The following is a 20,752-nucleotide window of genomic DNA, read 5'->3' on the forward strand; positions in this document are numbered from 1 at the left end:
GGCGGGCAAGTGGGTATGTCCGGAATCTGGATAACTCCTCCAGGGGTCCAAATCTGTGGATGACGCAGGGCGCGTTTGCACAATTCGGGCGAAACTCGACGCGTGACAGACCACCGCCACCTTCACAGCCTCATCACGGGGCTGAGTTCCGCACAGCGAAAGCGCAATTCCTACCGCAAAGAATTCGTACGGCTTCGCCCCAACGCCTACGTGAATTGCCAGGACTGGAAACGGCTTACTCCGAAGGCACGCCATTACTTGCTGACGCTTGCTTCGATCCATGGGCAGCGCGGCGATGAGCAGCCGGTTTTAAGCCATGTTTCCGCCGCAATCATGCATGAGCTTCCCGTCTGGCAGATACCCCTCGAGCGGGTGCATTTCACTCGCAACGGTCCTGGCAGTGGCCGCGTGGAGAAGCTGCGCCACGTACACACCACCCGGCTTGAACCGCGTCACATCGTAATGCGAAATGGGATCGCCCTAACCTCAGCGGCTCGCACCATCGTCGATATTGCGCGGTCGTCGCCATTCGAACAAGCTGTCGTCGTCGGTGACGCTGCACTGCACCGCGGCCTAGTATCGGCAGACGACCTGCGGGAGCAGATCGACCTCCTCCGGAACGCGGCTGGTATGGACCAAGCCCGGCTGGCGGTCGATTTCATGGATGGCCGCAGCGAAAGCGTTGGCGAATCCCGCAGCCGGGTGTTATTCCACCGGGAAGGCATCGGACCACCGCGTTTGCAGGCGCTTCTCCGTGACAGCTTCGGAACGGTCATAGGTCGAGTCGATTTCCTGTTCGACGAAGGTGTCGTCGGAGAGTTCGACGGGAAGGTGAAGTACGGGGCGCTTCTCCGGCCGGGTGATGATCCGGGCGATGTGGTGTTCCCAGAGGAGATTCGAGAGGACGCCATACGAGAAGCAGGCTGGATAGTCATTCGCTGGACGTGGGCCGACCTCGAGCATCCGGAACGCCTTATCGCCCGCATCCTCAACGCGCTGCAGCGGGCCGCCCGGTAGCACGCCCGCTCCGCGGGAATCTGCCCCGTCCATGGCGCGGGCAAATTCCCAACGGACGGGCAAACTCAGTCCAGGTCGTCGTGGCGCATCAACTGCCGCGCCGCTTCGTTAATTGAGCCCGAAAGCGAGGGGTAAACGGAGAACGTCGAGGCCAGATCCGTTACGGTCAGGTGGTTTTGGACCGCTATTGCGATAGGCAAGATCAGTTCCGACGCCACCGGCGCGACCACGACGCCACCGATTACCACACCAGTCTGCGGTCGGCAGAAGATCTTCACGAAACCGCGGCGCAAGCCCATCATCTTCGCTCGGGGATTCGTGTTCAGCGGCAGCATGACCGTGCGGGCCGGCACGTGACCCTCGTCGATCGCGGTCTGTGCAACTCCAACCGTCGCGATCTCCGGACGGGTGAAGATCGCCGACGCGACCGTTTTGAGCTTGATCGGATTCACGCCCTCACCGAGCGCGTGATACATGGCAATCCGGCCCTGCATTGCAGCGACGGACGCGAGTGGCAGCAAGCCTGTGCAGTCACCGGCCGCGTAGATTCCGGGAATGCTGGTGCGCGAGACGCGATCCACTCGAATGTAACCGCCCGGATCTACTTCAATGCCAACGCTGTCGAGGCCCAGCTTCTCGGTGTTGGGAATGGAACCGACCGTCATGAGGGCATGGCTGCCGGAGATAGTCCTGCCATCGGAAATGTGCACCAGAACACCGTCATCAGTGCGCTTCACCTCGTCGGCGCGGGCATGTTTGATAAAGCTCACGCCGCGTTCAGCGAGTGACTCTTCGAGCACCATGGCCGCGTCGGCGTCCTCGCTGGGCAGGACGCGATCTCGGCTGGTCACCAGCGTGACATGGACGCCCATCTCCGTGTAGGCGTTGACGAACTCGACACCGGTGACGCCCGAGCCTACGACGATGAGATGTTCGGGCAACTCGTCGAGGTCATACACGTGCCGCCACGTGAGGATGCGTTCACCATCGGGCCGCGCGGTCGGCAGCACTCGCGGTGAAGCGCCCGTGGCGATCAGCACGAAATCAGCGTCGAGAATCAGCTCCTCACCGGAGGACAGTCTGGCTTTGACCCGGTGCGCGGCTGTACCGCGGCCGGTTTCAAAGATCTCGCCGGTGCCGCTGAGCAATCGCACGCCTTCACGCTGCAACCGCGCACGAATATCCGACGACTGGGCCTGCGCGAGGCTTTTCACCCGGGCATGGACACGGGGCACGGAAATGGCTGCTTTCGCCGGATCTAGATCGACGCCGAGCGCGGCGGCACGCCGCATGTCTGTTCTGATCCCCGTTGATGCGATGTACGTTTTCGACGGTACACAGTCGTAAAGCACGCACGCGCCGCCGATGCCGTCGGCGTCGATAACGGTGACATCCGCTCCGTGCTGGGCTGCGACAAGCGCGGCCTCATAGCCCGCGGGCCCGCCGCCGATGATCACGATCCGGGTCATACTGTCCTCCGTTTCCGCGGATTGGATGTCACCCAGTCCAAAGGCGTGAGGGTTGCCCACGCGTTTCAGAATTATTCCTCGTCCGCACCTAACGCTATAGCGTCGCCGTTCCGGGCGTGCAGAGTGGTGGCACCTGACTCGAGAATGTCGAATCCCCCACGAAAATGGTGGATGATAGGACCTGACAGCTGAAAATCTGACCAAGACGATCTAGGCTTGCCGCCGTGCCCTTGTATGCCGCTTACGGGTCGAACATGGACCCCGAACAGATGTTGTCTCGTGCGCCCCACTCGCCGATGGCGGGTACCGGATGGCTGTACGGCTGGCGATTGACCTTCGGCGGGGACGATATTGGCTGGGAGGGAGCCCTCGCAACGGTCGTGGAGGATCCCGCTTCTCGGGTGTTCGTGGTGCTCTATGACGTCACACCCGAAGACGAAATCAGTATGGATCGCTGGGAGGGTGCCGAGATGGGCATCCATCGCAAGATCAGGGTGCGCGTCGATGTCAACGGGGGGCAGCCCGCGCTCGCGTGGCTCTATGTCCTCGACGCATACGAGGGCGGTTTGCCGTCCGCACGCTACCTGGGCGTCATGGCGGACGCGGCGGAGAAGGCCGGGGCGCCCGCTGAGTATGTGCGTGGGATCAGGACGCGGGAGGCCCGGAATGTCGGTCCGGGGTCGCCATTCGCCTGACGGGGCAGCGAGACAGGTCAGCGGAAGAATGGCACTGGCGCTGTCACGCCAATGCTCACTTCCTCACCGTGCGTGAACGGGCGGTCTCCCGCACAATGTGCGCGAATGCAGGTCGAGCGGTCCTCGTTCGCCACCGTCACAACTGTCGACGGTCCGGTGAAGCGCACATTGGTCACGCTCAGACCGGTCGGTTCTGTGGCTCGAGTGCACGTCACCTGCTCTGGCCGGACAAGCACGGTCCCGCGGCCCGACGGGTTCCCGATCACCGGGACAAGGCCGATCACAGTGCGCATCCATCCGCTCGGTGCGTTGGCTGACTCAGCGTCGAGGACTACCGAGTCGCCGACGAACCGGCCCACCGCCAGCGAAACCGGCGAGTGGTAAACCTCTTCCGGTGTCCCGATTTGCGCGATCTGACCGTCGAGCAGCACCGCGATCCGATCGGCCATACCCAGCGCTTCGTCCTGGTCATGTGTCACGAGGATCGACGTCATCTTGCGCTCATACAGCAGGGACCGGACGTCCGTCCGGAGCGATGCGCGCAGGCCCGCGTCGAGCGCACTGAACGGCTCATCGAGAAGCACAAGTGCGGGCGACGGCGCGAGAGCACGTGCGAGCGCTACTCGCTGCTGCTGTCCGCCTGAGAGCTGCGCGGGACGCGCGCGGCCTTTTCCTGGCAGACCGACGAGTTGCAGTAGAGCCTCGACTTGGGCGCGGCGCGCGGAGCGTCTTTTGAGATCGAAGGGGTGCCGGCTGCCAGCCGAACCGGCGCGACCGTTCCGGAGTCCGTACGAAATGTTCCCCGATACCGAGAGATGTGGAAATAGGGCGCCTTCCTGTGGCACGAGACCCACATGGCGCCGTTCCGGCGGGACGTGCCTGCCGTTGCCCTCAGCGACCACCCGCTCGCCGAGGCATACTTTTCCCTTATCCGCCCGATGCAGCCCAGCGATCACCCGCAAGAGCGTCGTTTTCCCGCAACCGGACGGACCGAGCACCGCGAGCAATTCGCCTTCGTGGACGTCGAACGACACGTCGTGGAGGACAGCGTTCTTTCCGTACGACGCGGAGACGCCACTCACCTGCAATCCACTGGGCTTGTCGTTCACTTCTGCACGTCCTCTGTTACCGCTGTCCCGCGCGGCGCGGGATAACCACTAGCTTGCCCCTCAGTCTCCGTTTCGAGTAGCGGAGTGGCGGTTTTCCAGCCCATCACGTTTCCAAGCAGCAGCGCTGGAAGCGCCGCGACAAGGATCAGGGCTGCAGCGTAGGGGGCTGCAGCGCCGTACGCGAGGGCGTCCGTGTAGCCCCAAAGCCGCGTTGCGAGAGTATCGACTGACGTGGGGCGCAACATCAGGGTGGCGGGGAGTTCCTTCGCCACGGCGAGAAACACGAGCGCGCCACCCGCCGCCGCACCGGGCAGCGCGAGCGGCAGCACCACACGAACAGTGGTGCGCCAGCGCCGCTCTCCGAGCGTCGCCGACACGTCCTCTAACGCCTCAGGTACCGCCGCGACCGCAGAACGAATGGCTCCGACAGCCAGCGGCAAGAACAGCACGATATAGGCGAGCACCAGCATGGGTACCTGCTGGTACCACTGAGGCAGCACCCGGATGCCCAGAAATACCACCGCCAAACCCACCGTCACGCCGGGCAGAGCGAAGCCAATATAGGCCACCGATTCCGCCGCACGCGCGGTGACCGCGCGTGAACGCGCAGCATAAATCCCCACCGGGAGCGCCGCGAGAGTCGTGACGAGCGCCGCGATCGCGGCGATTCGAGTTGTTGACCACGCCGCGGAAAAAACCAGGTCCCAACTCGGATTCACCTGCTGTGCCCGGTAAATCCAGCGGCCCAGAGCGGCGAACGGAAGGAGTATGCCGATCGTGATCACTGAAACTGCGAGGCCGTAGACAACGGGGCGCATTCGACCGAGCTCGAACGGCTCAGCCCGCCGGGGCGCTCCCGACCCGATGCGCGCGGCGAAGCCACGTCGCGCGCGCCGCTCCGCGATCGTCAGGAGAATCGCGGCGAGCGCGAGGATCAGCCCCAGAACGGCCGCTGGTGTTCGATCGAACGATCCGCGGTAGCTGTTGTATATCGCGACGGTGAATGCTTCGTAGCGCATGAGCGCGACCGCACCGAAATCGCTGAGCGTGTACAGGGCGACAAGGAGACCGCCCGCCGTCGCGGCGGGCCAGACTTGGCGCACGGTGACAGACAGCACGGCCCCGAGCCTGGACCGCCCGAGCGTTTGCGCCACTTCTTCACCGGCCGGGTCCGCCGCGGAAAGTGCCGCGGCGACCGGCAGGAACACGTAGGGGTAGCTGGCAATCGTCAGCACGACCGTGGCGCCGATGAAGCCGGAAAACTGTGGGAATTCCGCGATCCAGATGAAGCCGAGAACGTACGACGGAATCGCAAGCGGCACCGTGAATGCGATCCCGAGCCAGCGCCGCCCAGGGAGGTCAGACCGTACGGTTATCCACGCGAGCACGGAGCCGATGATGATGCACGCAACGGTCACGACGGTGGCGAGCCAAAAGCTGCGCCAGAAGAGCTCAGCGGTCCGGGTTCGCGTCAGCACGGACCAGACCACGTCCGGGCCGCGCTCAAATGCGCGAAGGAAAAGGTAAATCAGTGGAGCCGCGGCAAGCGCGGCGACACCGAGCGCGGCCAGCCCAATTATTGGGCGGCCGCGCTGCGGCGAGCGAGCCAGCGAGATCAGAGCAGCCCGACCTGAGCCAGAAGCTCTTGAGTCTGCTCGAGCGAGGCTAGGTCGGACAGATCGATGTCCGGGCCCTGCAACTCATCGAGCTGCGGACGGCCTTCCTCAGTCACGCTCAGACCTTCGATAACGGGGTACTCCCCGGTCTCGTCGAGGAAGTACTGCTGCGCATCCTCGGCGAGAAGTGCAGCGACGAGCGCCTGTGCAGCTTCGGGGTGCTGCGAGCTGGCGAGCACGCCGACACCTGCGATGTTCACGAGCGCGCCTTCGTCGCCGGCTGCGAGGTACTTGAGGTTAGCCCTGAGGTTCTCCTCGCCCTGCTCATTCGCGAGCTTGTACCAGTAGTAGTGGTTGATCAGGCCGAGTTCGACTTGACCCTCGTTGACGGCGGTGAGGATTGCATTGTTGTTCTCGTAGCTGACGGGCTCGTTGTCCCGGAATGCTTCAAGCCATTCGCGTGCGCCGTCTTCGCCACGAGATACACGCAGCGCTGTAACGAATGCCTGCCAGGACGCATTCGTCGGCGCGAATCCGACCTTGCCGCGCCACTCTGGGTCGAGCAGCGCATCTACCGTGTCAGGCACGTCGGCTTCGTCGACGGCCTCGCTGTCGAACGCGATCACGCGCACGCGGCCGGAGGTTGCCGCCCATGTTCCATCGGCGGCCTGGTACGCCTCAGGCACGAGGTCCAGGGTGTCCTGGTCAAGTTCTGCCAACAGTCCAGCCTGAGAGAGCGCACCAAGCGCACCCGCGTCCTGTGAGAAGTAGACGTCAGCAGGTGAAGCGGCACCCTCTTCGAGGATCTGCGCGGCGAGTTCCGCGGTGTTGCCGTAGCGGACGTCGATCGAATAACCCGTGACTTCCTCAAGGTCTTCGATCAGCGGACCCACCAAGTCTTCGTTCCGGCCCGAGTACAGGACGAGCGACACGTCGCCGGCAGTGCCATTGGTTTCCTCATCCGGCGCCGCTGTGGTGGGCTCATCCGCACCACAGGCCGCGAGGGGGACAGCAAGTGCAACGGCAGCCAAGGCCGTTGTAAAACGCTTGCGTGTGAACACGCTGGCTCCTCATCTACGCAAACCGACAATTACGACGAGGCTAGCCTAACCGATATAAGGCATGGGTATCCAAATCTTCTTGGAGGACCAGGTTCGTGAAGACCCGAACCCCCACCTCCAGCGCCCGCTCATCAATGTCGAACGTCGGCTGGTGCAAATCCCGTTGCGGCCCTTCGCCGGACCACACACCGAGTCGGCCCATTGCGCCCGGGACATGCTCGAGATACCAGGAGAAATCCTCTCCCCCGCCAGACTGCTCCGTTTGCGCGATCGCACCGGGATCGCCGTCGGTGACCGCCGCCCGGAAAATCGACGTTGACACGGGATCGTTGATGACCGGCGGAACGCCCCGCCGATATTTGATCTCGTAGTCCACACCCGTCGGCGTGATAACCGACGCGACGATCTCACGCACCAGAGGCTCAAGCAGCGCCCAGGTCGAGTGGTCACCAGTGCGCAGCGTGCCGCGGATCAGCCCGGTCCGCGGAATCGCGTTGGCCGCGTCACCCGCGCGCGCAGCACCCCACGCCATCACCGTCGATGAGCGCGGATCAACACGCCTGCTCAGCAATGCCGGCACCGACGTGATCGCCACCCCCATCGCGTAGACGAGATCCGACGTCAGGTGCGGGCGCGAGGTGTGACCGCCCGACGAGGAGAAGACAATCTCAATCCAGTCGGCCGCAGACGTGATGGCCCCCGTGCGCAAACCGACCTTGCCCACCTCCAGCCGTGGATCACAGTGCAACGCAAAGATGCGTGACACGCCGCTCATGATTCCGGAGGCGATAACGTCCAGCGCCCCGCCGGGCATCACTTCTTCTGCAGGCTGGAACAGCAGCCGCACGCCGCGCGGCAGGGACGGAAGGCTCGCGAGCGCCAAACCGGTGCCGAGCAAGATTGCAGTGTGCGCATCGTGGCCGCACATGTGCGCAACACCCGGCACTTCCGAGGCGTACTCGGCATCGTTGAACTCTTGCATTGGCAACGCGTCCATGTCCGCGCGCAGTGTCAGTCGCTTACCGTCTGCGTCCGCGGGCCCCAGGTCGCAATACAGACCCGTTCCGCCGGGAAACCGCACGGGACGCAGGCCTGCGTCCTTGAGGCGGTCCTCAACGAAGGCGGTCGTCCGCACTTCCGCACGCGCGAGTTCAGGATGACGGTGCAGCTCGCGGCGCCACCGGACGAGGTGATCCCGATGCTCCACAAGCCACTTGCCGATCATTTCCCGCACTGTCGCGCTCACTCCTCTATCGTCCCAGTTACCCTCCGGTGCGCTCTCACCTGCCCGCACAATCAGGCACTTATTGTTGCCCGAACGAGAATTCAGTGTCGCGGGTTCGGGTAGCCAGCGCGGCGAGGAGCTCGCCGTGAATGCTCTGCTTGATGCCGCTGAGGTTAGCCCCCCGCTTGCTTGTGAGCGGCTGCACCCGCGCGATCGCTTCCTGCACAAGTTCTGCTTCACTGCATGTGGCCTGTGCAATACCAGCCGCTACCGCATCCGGTCCGCCGTAGCGCCGGCCGGTAGTCATCGCCTCGATCGCGGTTTGCTTGGGCAAGCGGGAATTGAGCAGCGCGCTCATCCCTACCGTGAACGGCATGTTCAGGTCGACTTCAGGAAGGCAGTAGAACCCGCGATCTTCGCGCATGATCTGGAAATCCGTCGATATAGCCAGCATCGCTCCGGCACCGAATGCGTGACCACCGATTGCTGAAACCGTCGGCATCGGGAATGTCAGCAACCGGGCGAACACACTGTGTACACGGTCGAGATATTCGGGCAGCTTGTCCAGGTTGCCGAAAACCCATTCGACATCCAGACCGTTGCTAAAGAATTTGCCGCGGCAAGCCACCACGAGCGCAGCTGGGCCTTCAGCAGCTTCTACCTTGTCGAGGCAGTTGTGCACCGCGTCGATCCAGTCCGGATGGAACCGGTTTTCGCCGTCCTGCTGGCCGTCATTGTCCAGATTCAGAACAAAGACATCGCCCTCGCGCGAGATATATGGCATAGAAGGAGGGTAGTCCCGCGCGGCGGCCCGCACGGTCCGCACCCCCGCTCCTAGCCGCCCGTTGAAACGTCCGGACTGTTGCGACCGTCTCGGAAATGCCGATAATGCGTGAGCAACAAGACACAGGAGTTAGCGGTGCGTAACCTAACCGGCACGGCGCCCCTTCGCATCGTGAGCGGGCTGAAGAGCTTTGGCAGTAACGTCGCAATTGCGCATAGTTCGGGCGTGCTTTCCTACGCTGAACTGGCCGATCACGTCGCTACGGCGGCGGCGCGCTTTGTCGACGGGCGGCGGCTTGTCGCGATCGCCATCGACAACAGCGCCGAAGCGATCACGGCCTATCTTGCGGCACTGACCGCCCAGCAGCCTGTGATTTTGCTCTCGCCTGACGCACCAGAAAACCTGCAGCGGATCATCGACGTCTATCAGCCGGACACAATCTTCACGCCGGCGGCTGGCTGGACTGACCGGAACAACACACCCCAACACGTTATCCATCCGGATCTTGCGCTCCTGCTCAGCACCTCAGGTTCGACGGGGTCGCCGAAACTCGTTCGACTGTCGTACGAGAATCTCGACGCCAACGCGGAGGCAATCGCCGAGTATCTCAGCATCGCCAGCGCTGATCGTGCTGCCACGACGCTTCCGCTGCACTACTGCTACGGGCTATCCGTTCTGCACAGCTACCTCGTGCGCGGTGCCGGTGTCATCCTGACCCAGGCATCAGTCGCCGAGCCGGAATTCTGGACGGCGTTCCGAACCCATGAGGGCACCTCGCTCGCGGGTGTTCCGTACACATTTGACCTGCTCGACAAAGCGGGTTTCGCCGAGATGCACCTCCCGTCACTGCGCTACATCACGCAGGCGGGCGGGCGCATGGAGCCGCACCGCGTCCGCGAGTACGCACTCCTGGGCCGCGAACGAGGGTGGGAGCTGGTCGTCATGTACGGCCAGACAGAAGCAACCGCCAGAATGGCGTACCTGCCACCCGAACACGCGGCGACGAGACCCGAAGCTATCGGAGTGCCTATCCCGGGCGGACAGTTTCGCATCGAATCGCTGGGCCCGGGAGGCGACGAACCCGGGACGGGTGAGCTGGTTTACATGGGCCCCAACGTCATGCTCGGCTATGCGGAAACACCCGCTGACCTCGCACGCGGTCGTGAAGTAGACGAATTGCGGACGGGAGATATCGCGCGGCGCAGTGCCGACGGGATGTACGAGATTGTTGGACGCCGCAGCCGGTTCGCCAAGATCTTCGGCCTGCGGATCGATCTTCAGCAGCTCGAGGCAGCCCTGCGGACATCAGGTGCCGACGCCCTCGCCGCCGCCTCAGACGAACACATATCGATCGCGGTCACCAGCCGCGACAGTGACTCAATCAGAAGGCGCGCCGCGGAACTCACCCGGCTGCCCGCCTGGGCCATCACCGTCGCGTCCGTACCGGAGTTGCCCCGGCTGGCTAACGGCAAACCTGACTATCAATCTGTACTCGGGCTCAGAAGCCACGCAGGCGAGGATGCTGTCGACATCGCCGGGTTGTTCAGCCGGGTGCTGAACGTTCCCCGGGAGTCTCTTTCTCCGCACGATAGCTTTGTGTCGCTCGGCGGCAACTCGCTCTCCTACGTAACGATGTCTGTACAGCTCGAGAAACGTCTCGGGACGCTGCCAGCGCAGTGGCACACCCGCGCGATCGCCGAACTCGAAGCTGCGGCCCGGCCCCGATCACGCTTCTGGCGAACTATCGAAACGCCGGTCTTGCTCCGCGCCGCGGCGATCGTCGCGATCGTCGGGGTGCACGTGCCGCTATGGAAGGTCTTGGGTGGCGCGCATATTCTGCTCGCCGTCGCGGGCTACATGTTCGCGCGCTTCACGCTCGCCTCAGCGTCGCTGGCCCACCGCCGCCGCGCGCTTGCCAAAGCCCTCGCGGGCGTTGCCCTGCCCTCAATCGCGTGGATTACTGCCGTGTATCTCACCACCGATTGGTACGAACTAAGCAACGTCTTCCTCGTCAATAAGCTCGCCGGGCCCCACACGCGGACCTCAGGAGTGTTGTGGTTTATCGAGGTGCTCGCGCTGATCCTGCTAGGGGCAGCGCTTCTCCTCAGCATTCCGGCCGTTTCCCGGCTTCAGCAGCGGCATCCTTTCGGCCTGCCGCTGGGACTCACGCTGGCGGGCATCGCGTTGCGGCACGGTTTGCCGTGGGCGCCCCTCGCCCCGAAGGATGCCGTGTACCTGCCGCTATCCGTTTGGCTCTTCACTCTCGGCTGGGCAGGGTGGGCGGCGCGGAACTGGCAGGAACGCGCCTTCGTCACCGCACTCGCCGCAGTGTTTCTTCCGACCTATTTCGAAAGCCCAGACCGCGGGCTCGTCGTCCTGGCCGGTGTCGCACTCCTGCTCTGGGTACGGGCCGTCAAGCTCCCCGCACCAGCGGTGTGGGGAGCGGCTCTGGTCGCGCACAGTTCGCTGTACATCTACCTCACGCACTGGCAGGTGTTTCCGTTTGTCCGCGACGAATTCGGGCGGTGGCCCGCCCTTTTCGCTTGCCTTGCGGCTGGCATCCTTTATCACCGCGCGGGATCGGCTCTCTTGTCCGCGTCACTGTCCCGAGTCCGCGGTACGCAGTGACGCGGACAGGAACCTCGTGACATGTTCTGTCGCTTGCCGTTCAGCAGCGGCATGCGCGGAGCGTTCTCCGCCGAGGACGATGCCGCCGGTCCACAGCGCGTCCGTCGGGAAGATCCCGAATCTGAAGAAATGACCCGCACCCTGGAATTCGATGCGGCTATCTCCTGGCCGGTTCCCGCGGCGGCTCATCAGCTGTTCCGCCATCACGGTCGAGGGCCACAGGGCATCTTCTGCGCCGCTGATGCACAGCAGCGGACAGCGCACTTTCTCTGCTTGCAGCGCCGCCTCGACAGGCGGGTCAACCAGCCCCGTTTCGTAGGCGGGGCGCAACCTGAGCAGGGTAGGACGCCCGGCCGCGATGTCGCGATTCACGCGCCACGCGTTCCGGATGAGCTGTGGCATCAGGGACCCCGTTGGGAGCGGCGCGAAGGCGAAGTCTTCCCCAAAAAGTGACCAGGATGGCGTGCCTGGTATCTCACCGTCGGGGCCGACTGCTTGCCACGAAACGGCGCTCGGACTCAGTAGCACGATCGCATGGACGTCCAGTGTGGTTTCAGCCGCGGCCGCGAGGAGGCCTTCCGCACCGCGCGAGATTGCCAGTGCGGCGAGCAGTTTTTCCGACACGTCGTTCCTTGCAGCTAGCCAGTTTGCGGCAGCAGCGAAGCGTTCCAGTGGGACTCGGCTAACTGGCGCTCCGGCGTCGATCCAGCTGTACGCCAGTGCGGCGAACCCACGGGATGCCAGCATCATGATCGTTTGGCGCTGCGAATCGTAGCCACCTTCGGAACCACCAAAACACACCACGGCCGGCCATCCGCCGGGCGGCGGCGCACCCGCGGGCAGCGCCATCAGTCCCGGTCGTCCGTCCACGTCTACCGTTGTTACGGTGACCGAGTCGGCAGTACCGCGCCTACTCACGGTGCGCCGCGAAACCGCTTCGCCGCACACGGCTTCGACCGTCACACGCCAGTCTTGGCCGGGCGGAACGAAGATTTCCGGTGCGGTTTCACCGACCGCTGGACGCATGGCCCACACAATCGCGTCTCCGTCCGCTTCCTGCCAGTCACCAGCCGCCGGACGTTGCGCCGCGATCTCAAGGATTCCCGAATCTGGCATAACGAACGACGCGGTTGCTGACCATTCACGACCAGTGATGTCAAAACCGCTGGAACGTATGTCGACTCTTGAGCCTGCACGGTTCCCGGATACCACGAGGGATAGTGGTTCATCGTGGCGCGACGTGCCCGGGAGGTCGAGACGCAGGTTTTCGTCGGCACGGTCCGGTGGCGCTAGCGGCTGGGCGCGCACCTCCGGTTCCGTCACTCGCGCTGAGACCCGTTCCGACTGCTTCTCGAACCAGGATGGAAACAATCCCGACGCGAGGCCCGCGATGCCCAGCACGGTGTAGGGCACCACCCAGTAACACACCACCGAAAGAAGATGACCTTCGTCGCGGATCGTGGCTTCCCCATCAACGATGGGAGGAATCAGTGACGAGAGTGTCATGACACCGAACGCCCCGGCCCACATCCACGTCATCGCCACCGTGATGACCCGGAACCCGTCGCTCGCAGCTGTCTGCTGGTCCACTTGCTCTTCGGCGTACTCCCGCACGAAGGGGCGCCCCAGCGCGAGCCCCGCTACGGTGATCAAGAAAAGCCCGCTGTTGCTGATCGGCTGCAGCCAGCGTTCAAGCACAGCGTCACTGAGCGCAAACGCGAGCACCAGCAGCACCGCGAATACCACCCCGGTGCCAATGTCGAGAGTGTGCAGCCGCCCGCCACGCATCCGCTGCACGATCGGCCCAGCGATCGCGATTCCCAGTGCGATGGCGACCGCGTGCACGAATCCGGTGTTGCCAACCAGGATCCAGTACACGATCCAGGGAGCGAAACCGATCAAATAGCCCATATCTACAACTCTGGCGCAGATGGCCTGCCGGGATGCCATTTCGCCGATTTATCCACACCGTTCACTGATATGAGGACTTCTGGCCTTCCCCTGGCTGACGCAGGACCCTTTGGCTCACGAGTCGTTCGGCGCATGCTGGAAACACCCCAACCGCACAGCACCGAGACCACCGAGGTACCGCGATGTCCAACGATCGGCCAACCCAAGAAGAAGTGCTTCGCCGCGCCGTCGCACGAGCACATCGTGCCCCCTCCGTGCACAATACGCAGCCCTGGATCTGGGAGTTACGAGACGACTCGCTCGAACTGTTCGCCGACCCCGATCGCATGGTGTCGGTGGCGGATCCGAGCGGCCGACAAATGGTCATCAGCTGTGGGGCCGCGTTGCACCACGCGCAAATCGCACTCTCCGAACTCGGATATGACACGACCGTTGCACGCTTTCCGGACACAGATGACGCCTTCCACCTCGCAACGCTGACGGTCAGGCCGGTCACCTTCCCGGATCAGCGCAACCGGACACTTGCGGAAGCTGTCGCCACCCGGCGCAGTGATCGCCGGCCACTGGGCCCGCTCTCCCATGACGAAATCCAGACGCTAGTGTCGAGCCTCCCCAGCGACGCCGTTTCGGCGAGTGTACTGAGCGAAGACGGTGGCGAACTCGTTCGTGAAGCATCCGAGCTGGCGGTGCGTGAGCGGGCGGGTGACGATCGCTACCACCGGGAGCTGCACTGGTGGAGCGGACATTACCGCTTGTTCGAAGGAGTTCCCCGGTCCGCGCTGCCACCGCTCGCCAAACGCGGGTCCGTCCCGAGCGGGCGCGAATTCCCCGCCGGAACGCTGGAGCCGGCACGCGATGTCCCAGATCAGGCAAACCTGCTCGTGCTGAGCACGCCTGGCGACACCGCGCTGGATTGGCTGCGATGTGGTGAGGCGATGTCGGCGCTGCTACTCACAGCCGCTGTCACGCGTCTGGGCGCGTGCCCCATCACCCACGTCACCGAACTCGAAGACTCCCGCGCGCTGGTCCGCGAGGCAACAGAACAGGCAGGAGAAACGCTCCGCTTCCCTCAGGTCATCATTCGCGCTGGCGAACGACTCGTGCCCGGACTTCCACCGGAAACCGGACGGCGTCCCGTGGAAGAGATTCTGCGGGTTCGAGTCACCGGCACGCGGTAATCGGCCGCTCCGCGGGCGAGATTCCAGGACAGAACAAGGGCCCCTCCACAGCATGTGGAGGGCCCCTTGCGCTGTGGTTCCCGGGTTCCTGCGCGCTAATGCGCGGCCGCAACCTCTTCAGGAACACTGAGAACGACACCGGTGAGTGCGCCACCGTCGACGACGAACTCTGAACCGGTCGAAAATGTCGCCTTTTCCGCGAGGAACGCAACCATATCCGCCACCTCTTGAGGTTCCCCGAAACGTGGAATCGGCTGCGTGGCAACCATCTCGTCACCAAAGCCCGCCGTCATCGGCGTGCGTATCGGGCCGGGATGGACGGAGAAAACCCGCACGCCCGAAGGCGCCAGCTCGAGTGCCACGGTTTTAGTCAGCCCCCGCATCGCCCACTTGCTGGATACGTAGGCGCCCAGCTGGGAATAGCCGGCCATGCCTGCCGTCGACGACACGTTGACGATGACGCCTCCACTTTGCCGCAAGGCAGGCGCGGCAGCGCGCATGCCCAGCCACGCACCCACAAGATTGACATCAAGAACAAATCGGAAGTCGTCGGGCGTCTGCTCGGCGATGCCGCCAAACTTGACCACGCCAGCGTTGTTCACGAGCATGGCCAGCGGACCGTCTGCCGTCGCCGCAGTCAGGGCTTCGCGCCACTGCGATTCCTCGCGCACATCAAGGTGTACATACACCGCGCCAGCGCCGAGTTCCGCGGCGAGGGCTTCGCCCTCATCGTCGAGCACATCGGTGATGACGACGGTTCGTCCCTGCGCGTGATAGGTGCGGACAATGGCGGCACCAATGCCTCGCGCACCGCCAGTGACGAGAACAGATCCTGCTACAAGCGTCATAACGCTCCTTTACTGTGCGTTCTGGGCATACAGCCCGCTACGGACAACCATCAATGGGCGCTTGCTCGCGTGCATCAAGGTCTCGCTGGTGGAACCAAACACCAAGCTGCCGAGCACACCGCGCGCATAAGTGCCGACGACAAGCAAGTCAGCGCGGCCAGAAAGAGCGGCCAGCGTGTTTGCGGGATGGTCGCGGACGACGCGTTCAGTGACACGCACTGAGGGATACTCCGAACGCCAGCCGGCCAGCCGGGTCGAGAGGACAACGTGCTCACCAGTCGCGACGTCTTCCCAGGAGAGCCCCGCGTCGCGCGCCAGCGTTGTGGTGAAGTCAAAATCCGTCCACGTGTGCACGGCAAGCAGTGAAGCGTCGCGCACCGCCGCCTCTTCGAAGGCCGCGCGCACGGCGTCTTCGCTACCTGGCTGGCCGTCAATGCCCACCACAACCCGCGATGCGGCCCGCTTCGGTGTCCGGTGCGGCTCTGCCCGCTGCGGAACGATGATCACGGGGCATGGCGCATGCCGGGTGAGGGTTGAGACGAGCGACGTTCCGAAACGGGAGCGATGCGCGGACGCGGGGGTGACGAACATCCGCGCACCCGCCGCTATCGGACCTGGCAGGAACCGGCCAGTGATTTCCCGAATCTCAACGTCGAGTTCCTTCTCGGGATCGGCCTCAGCTAACACCTGCGCGATGATCGCAACGGGGTCGTTCGCCGGCCCGTTCGCAAGCAGTCGCCAGAGCGACCCCGCGCTGAGATACACGAGTTCCAGCGGCGCGCGGTGCCGGAGCGCTTCTCTCGCGGCCCAATGCACTGCCGTGAATGCGCTGTCAGAGCCGTCAACAAGTACGGTGACTGGCCCATGCTGGGCTGCCCAGAAACGTGCGTGTGTCAACTGGGGGCGCATAGTGGTCGCCATAGACACAGGTCCTCCTGCAGATTTAATTACTGCATCTCAGCAAACTCGACTGCCGCTGCGCGTGCGAGAGGAGCTAGGCCACGAGCGATAAGGCCTAAAGTCCTTTACTTTCCGGGCCGTTTGGCCGTCTCTCCAAGTCAGCAACCGGGATACGATCAAGGGGGACGGCCGTGCGAACGCCCCGTCGGTACGACGTGCGTGAGGAGCGAGGGACCGATGTACACAGTTTTCCTGGTGGATGACCACGAGGTGGTTCGGCGCGGACTGGCGGACCTGATCTCGGCGGATCCACAACTTTCCGTCATCGGTGAGGCCGGAAGCCGAGAGCAGGCTCTCGCCCGCATCCCGGCTGCCCAGCCTGACGTCGTTGTCTTGGATGTGCGGCTGCCGGACGGAAACGGCATCGAACTCTGCCGAGAATTGCGCTCCGCGAACCCGGCTCAGAACTGCCTCATTCTTACGTCTTTCACCGACGAGCAGGCCATGGTAGACGCGATCCTGGCCGGCGCTGCTGGCTACGTCATCAAAGACATCCGTGGCATGGACCTGACCAAAGCGATCATCGACGTGGCTTCGGGCCGGTCACTGCTCGACAACCGCGCTGCAGCAGCGCTGATGTCAAAACTTCGTTCGGGCACACAAGACTCTGACCCCTTCCCCGCGCTCACCGAGCAGGAACATACGCTGCTGTCTCTCATCGGCGAGGGGCTGACGAACCGTCAGATCGCCGAACGCATGTTTCTCGCCGAAAAGACTGTGAAGAACTACGTGTCGCGGTTACTCGCGAAGCTCGGCGTCGAACGGCGCACTCAGGCAGCGATTCTCGCGACGCGCATCAATAAACGCAACGGTGGGGCGCGCTAAGTAGCCGAGCGGTGATTAGGGACCTCAGTCCCTACCCGGAGACGCCTTTCGGCTCTGCACCACAGCGCTGCAGCCGGCCACACTCGAAGCTACCGATGTCCGCCCACGGAAAGCAGGCTTCATGTCTCTCATCCAACCCATCATCGTCGGCACCGACGGTTCCCCCGCAGCAGACAATGCGGTGCGCTGGGCCGCCCGCGAAGCGCGCCTGCACGACGCACCGCTGCGGATCGTTACCGCACTCGATGGCCCGCCACAAGTGTGGGGAGACTTCGCGATTCCGTCGACGTACATCAACGAAGCCCGGGAATACGCGGCTGCTCGCTTGGATGAAGCGTCGCGGATCGCTGCAGAAACCGGATATGAGAATCCCGAAACCGCGATACTGTCAGGGTTCGCGCACGCAGATCTCATCGCGGAGTCCAAGAACGCCCGGATGCTCGTCCTCGGTTCGCGTGGTCTCTCGCCTTTCAAAGCCAGCATGGTCGGTTCCGTCACTCATGCGGTTGCGTCCCACGTGAAGTCTCCGCTTGTGGTTCTTCAAGACCTTCCGGCCGGCTGGGACACGGTCCCGTCCGCACCCGTTGTGGTGGGCGTCGACGGTTCAGAACACAACATGGCCGCTATCGACGTTGCGTTCGCCGAAGCTTCGGTGCGGGGTGCGCAGCTGATCGCCGTGCACGCGTGGAGTGATGTCGCGCTGCCGAAAGCACTCCGCTCTGAGGAAGGGCTGCCGTGGCAGAACCTCGTCACGGCGGAGGAGGCACGACTTTCCGAATCGCTGGCGGGCTGGGGCGAAAAGTATCCCGAAGTCGAGGTGCGCCGCGCAGTCATCCAGGACCGGCCGGTCCGGTACCTCACCGAGATTTCAGCGGCAGCAAGCGTCGTCGTTGTCGGCAGCCGCGGACGCGGTGGCTTCACGGGCATGCTGCTTGGCTCAACGAGCCGGGCGCTGCTGCACAACTGCCAGTGCCCACTGATCACGGTGCCAACCCGGTCATAACCTGCCACGTGCCGCTACTGTGGTGTGGGTGAGATACATCGACAACCCTCACGTCATCGCGCGGGGCGCGGCCAACGCTATCGCGACCCGGACGGGAATTGCGGAACACCCGATCGCAATCGTGCTCGGATCCGGCTGGGCGCCTGCGGCCTCAGTGCTGGGCGCGCCTACCGCCACCATCCCGATGCCGGAACTGCCCGGGTTCGCCGTACCGACGGCTTCGGGGCACGGCGGTGAAATCCGCTCCGTCGCCGTCAATGGCACACATGTGCTCGTACTCCTCGGCCGGGCACATGCCTATGAAGGCCACCCGCTCGCGACGGTTGTCCACCCGATTCGCACCGCGTGCGCAGCCGGCGCCCACACCATTATCCTCACGAACGCCGCGGGCGGCCTGCGGCCCGACATGAACGTCGGTCAGCCCGTCCTGATCAGCGACCACATCAACCTCACGGGACGCTCGCCGCTCATCGGCGCGCAATTCGTTGACCTCGTCAACGCGTATTCGCCGAAACTGCGTGAGCTCGCGCGCCAGATCGACCCCTCGCTGGCTGAAGGCGTGTACGCAGGGCTCCCCGGCCCGCACTATGAAACCCCGGCAGAAATCCGGATGCTGCGTACGCTCGGAGCCGATCTCGTCGGAATGTCCACGGTGCACGAAACGATCACCGCGCGCGCGGAGGGTGCGGATGTGCTCGGTCTCTCGCTGGTCACCAACCTTGCCGCCGGAATGACCGGTGAGCCACTCAACCACGAAGAAGTGCTCGAGGCGGGCCGGACATCTGCGCAGCGCATGGGCAGTCTCCTGCACAACCTGGTGACACGTCTGTGACTGCGGTGAGTCCGGCGGCCGTCACCGCCTGGATTGACGGTGATCCCGACCCGGCTTCCCGCGCCGAACTGCTGGGTTTGTCGGCTGCCGAACTCGCCGAGCGGTTCTCCCAGCACCTGCGGTTCGGAACTGCAGGTATTCGCGGCCCTGTTCGGGCTGGGCCCAATGGAATGAACCTCGCGGTGGTAATCCGGACCACCGCCGGGATCAGTTCGTGGCTTACTCGGCGCTGCCTTGGCGGTTCGATCGTCGTCGTCGGCCGGGACGCGCGGCGAGGCTCCGAAGCATTCTCCCGCGCCGCAGCTGAAGTCCTTGCGGCAGCTGGTTTCCGGGTCGTCTTCCTCCCGCGTCCGCTGCCCACCCCCGTTGTCGCCTATTCCACACGTCTGCTAGGCGCGGCAGCGGGCATCCAAATCACCGCCTCACACAACCCGCCCGGGGACAACGGTTACAAGGTGTACCTTGACGGCGGTGCACAACTTGTCGCCCCAGCGGACAACGAAATCGAGCGCGAAATCGCCGCTGCTCCGCCCGCTGCATCCGTCCCACGGAAGCCCGTGGAGGCAGCAGACTCACAGCTCGTCGGAAAATACCTCCAACGTGTCGCTGGGCTGCCAAAGGGACAACACCGGCGCCTGCGCATCGCGCTCACACCCATGCACGGAGTCGGCGGGGAGGTCGCACTCGCCGCACTTCGTGACGCCGGTTTCACGGACGTCCACACGGTACGTGAGCAGTTCGAACCCGATCCAGCGTTCCCGACGGTCGCGTTCCCGAACCCCGAAGAGGCGGGCGCCGCAGATCTGCTGCTCGCACTCGCGGCGGATGTCGGGGCGGACATCGCCATTGCGCTCGACCCTGATGCAGACCGATGTGCGGTCGGCGTGCCAACCGAGAACGGCTGGCGGATGCTCACCGGTGACGAAACTGGTGTCCTTCTCGGCGACTACGTTCTGCGCCACACCGCAGGAGACCGGCTGGTCGCCACTACTATCGTGTCGTCATCGCTGCTCGGCCGCGTGGCTGCGGCGCACGGCGCGCGCTATGCGGAAACACTCACCGGCTTCAAATGGCTCGTCCGCGCCGGCGACGGACTCGTCTACGCCTACGAGGAAGCACTCGGAATCTGCGCTGACCCCGACACGGTGCGCGACAAGGACGGGATTTCCGCCGCTGTCCTCGTCGCGGACCTCGCCGCGACCCTCAAAGCTGAGGGTCGCACCCTCACCGGCGCCCTGCACGGCCTGATGGACGTACACGGGTTCCACCAGACGGCGCAAATCTCTCGGCGCTTCACCGACCTCACCGCGATCAGTGCCGCGATGCAAAAGCTGCGCCACGCACTTCCGCGTGAAATCGGCGGCGAGACCATCACTGTTAACGACCTGACCGCAGTGCGCGGCCCAGGGCGAACAGATGCGATTATCCTGCGGGGCGAGCACCTCCGTGTCGTCGTGCGGCCCTCCGGCACTGAACCGAAACTGAAGTGCTACATCGAAGCGGCTATGGATGACAACAGCGCGGCAGCGCAGGAAGCCGCGAAAACGCTGATCAGCGCAGCCACTGAGTTCGCGGCCCAACTCTGAGCGGG

At 64.1% G+C, this 20,752-nt stretch carries 17 protein-coding genes; 8 read left to right on the forward strand and 9 right to left on the reverse strand.

Going from position 1 to position 20,752, the window contains the following annotated elements; genetic code table 11:
• The first annotated feature begins 102 nt into the window (after positions 1 to 102).
• Positions 103 to 1,017, forward strand: a complete 915-nt coding sequence (locus ONR57_RS03450; protein WP_265121499.1) for a hypothetical protein — start codon at positions 103 to 105, stop codon at positions 1,015 to 1,017.
• A gap of 65 nt (positions 1,018 to 1,082) precedes the next feature.
• Here ONR57_RS03450 and ONR57_RS03455 read toward each other — a convergent pair whose 3' ends face one another.
• The gene (locus tag ONR57_RS03455) at positions 1,083 to 2,486 is read right to left on the reverse strand and encodes an NAD(P)H-quinone dehydrogenase (RefSeq protein ID WP_265121500.1); all 1,404 of its coding nucleotides are present in this window, start codon (positions 2,484 to 2,486) and stop codon (positions 1,083 to 1,085) included.
• Positions 2,487 to 2,710: 224 nt separating this feature from the next.
• On the opposite strand from ONR57_RS03455, the gene ONR57_RS03460 reads away from it, so the two are divergent.
• The gene (locus tag ONR57_RS03460; RefSeq protein ID WP_265121502.1) at positions 2,711 to 3,181 is read left to right on the forward strand and encodes a gamma-glutamylcyclotransferase; all 471 of its coding nucleotides are present in this window, start codon (positions 2,711 to 2,713) and stop codon (positions 3,179 to 3,181) included.
• Between the two features lie 17 nt (positions 3,182 to 3,198).
• Here ONR57_RS03460 and ONR57_RS03465 read toward each other — a convergent pair whose 3' ends face one another.
• The 5 genes from ONR57_RS03465 to ONR57_RS03485 all read right to left on the reverse strand — a co-directional run bounded on the left by ONR57_RS03465 (position 3,199) and on the right by ONR57_RS03485 (position 8,976).
• Positions 3,199 to 4,290: an ABC transporter ATP-binding protein gene (locus tag ONR57_RS03465; RefSeq protein ID WP_265121503.1), complete on the reverse strand. Its 1,092-nt coding sequence runs from the start codon at positions 4,288 to 4,290 to the stop codon at positions 3,199 to 3,201.
• Positions 4,287 to 5,768: an iron ABC transporter permease gene (locus ONR57_RS03470; RefSeq protein WP_265121504.1), complete on the reverse strand. Its 1,482-nt coding sequence runs from the start codon at positions 5,766 to 5,768 to the stop codon at positions 4,287 to 4,289. Before ONR57_RS03470 ends, ONR57_RS03465 begins: the two co-directional genes overlap by 4 nt.
• Before the next feature lie 137 nt (positions 5,769 to 5,905).
• Positions 5,906 to 6,967 (reverse strand): extracellular solute-binding protein, encoded by a 1,062-nt coding sequence (locus ONR57_RS03475; RefSeq protein ID WP_265121505.1) that lies wholly within the window; start codon positions 6,965 to 6,967, stop codon positions 5,906 to 5,908.
• Between the two features lie 40 nt (positions 6,968 to 7,007).
• Positions 7,008 to 8,201, reverse strand: coding sequence for an amidohydrolase (locus ONR57_RS03480; RefSeq protein ID WP_265121774.1), 1,194 nt, complete (start codon positions 8,199 to 8,201; stop codon positions 7,008 to 7,010).
• Between the two features lie 70 nt (positions 8,202 to 8,271).
• Complete coding sequence (locus tag ONR57_RS03485; protein WP_265121506.1) at positions 8,272 to 8,976, reverse strand: enoyl-CoA hydratase-related protein; 705 nt, start codon at positions 8,974 to 8,976, stop codon at positions 8,272 to 8,274.
• A gap of 135 nt (positions 8,977 to 9,111) precedes the next feature.
• On the opposite strand from ONR57_RS03485, the gene ONR57_RS03490 reads away from it, so the two are divergent.
• Entirely contained in the window at positions 9,112 to 11,604 is a 2,493-nt protein-coding gene (locus tag ONR57_RS03490; RefSeq protein WP_265121507.1) for an AMP-binding protein, read from the forward strand.
• On the opposite strand, the gene ONR57_RS03495 is transcribed toward ONR57_RS03490, so the two are convergent.
• Positions 11,575 to 13,515 carry an acyl-CoA thioester hydrolase/BAAT C-terminal domain-containing protein gene (locus tag ONR57_RS03495; RefSeq protein ID WP_265121508.1) on the reverse strand — a complete coding sequence of 647 codons (1,941 nt, stop codon included), beginning with the start codon at positions 13,513 to 13,515 and terminating at the stop codon, positions 11,575 to 11,577. The genes ONR57_RS03490 and ONR57_RS03495 overlap by 30 nt on opposite strands.
• Before the next feature lie 182 nt (positions 13,516 to 13,697).
• Between ONR57_RS03495 and ONR57_RS03500 the strand changes: the two genes are divergently transcribed.
• The gene (locus tag ONR57_RS03500) at positions 13,698 to 14,693 is read left to right on the forward strand and encodes a hypothetical protein (protein ID WP_265121509.1); all 996 of its coding nucleotides are present in this window, start codon (positions 13,698 to 13,700) and stop codon (positions 14,691 to 14,693) included.
• A 95-nt stretch (positions 14,694 to 14,788) separates the two neighbouring features.
• Here the strand turns inward: ONR57_RS03500 and ONR57_RS03505 are convergent, their stop codons facing one another.
• Entirely contained in the window at positions 14,789 to 15,541 is a 753-nt protein-coding gene (locus tag ONR57_RS03505; protein ID WP_265121510.1) for an SDR family NAD(P)-dependent oxidoreductase, read from the reverse strand.
• 9 nt (positions 15,542 to 15,550) lie between these two features.
• The gene (locus tag ONR57_RS03510) at positions 15,551 to 16,462 is read right to left on the reverse strand and encodes a universal stress protein (RefSeq protein WP_265121511.1); all 912 of its coding nucleotides are present in this window, start codon (positions 16,460 to 16,462) and stop codon (positions 15,551 to 15,553) included.
• A gap of 216 nt (positions 16,463 to 16,678) precedes the next feature.
• Here ONR57_RS03510 and ONR57_RS03515 point away from each other — a divergent pair, with 216 nt between their 5' ends.
• The 4 genes from ONR57_RS03515 (at position 16,679) to ONR57_RS03530 (ending at position 20,747) form a co-directional block, all read left to right on the forward strand.
• Positions 16,679 to 17,326 carry a response regulator transcription factor gene (locus ONR57_RS03515; protein WP_265121512.1) on the forward strand — a complete coding sequence of 216 codons (648 nt, stop codon included), beginning with the start codon at positions 16,679 to 16,681 and terminating at the stop codon, positions 17,324 to 17,326.
• A gap of 121 nt (positions 17,327 to 17,447) precedes the next feature.
• Entirely contained in the window at positions 17,448 to 18,329 is an 882-nt protein-coding gene (locus ONR57_RS03520; RefSeq protein ID WP_265121513.1) for a universal stress protein, read from the forward strand.
• 37 nt (positions 18,330 to 18,366) lie between these two features.
• Positions 18,367 to 19,161: a purine-nucleoside phosphorylase gene (locus tag ONR57_RS03525; protein WP_265121776.1), complete on the forward strand. Its 795-nt coding sequence runs from the start codon at positions 18,367 to 18,369 to the stop codon at positions 19,159 to 19,161.
• A 5-nt stretch (positions 19,162 to 19,166) separates the two neighbouring features.
• Entirely contained in the window at positions 19,167 to 20,747 is a 1,581-nt protein-coding gene (locus ONR57_RS03530) for a phospho-sugar mutase (RefSeq protein WP_265121778.1), read from the forward strand.
• Positions 20,748 to 20,752 lie beyond the last annotated feature (5 nt).

The sequence above is a fragment of the Hoyosella sp. YIM 151337 genome, assembly GCF_026041215.1.
GTDB lineage: Bacteria > Actinomycetota > Actinomycetes > Mycobacteriales > Mycobacteriaceae > Hoyosella.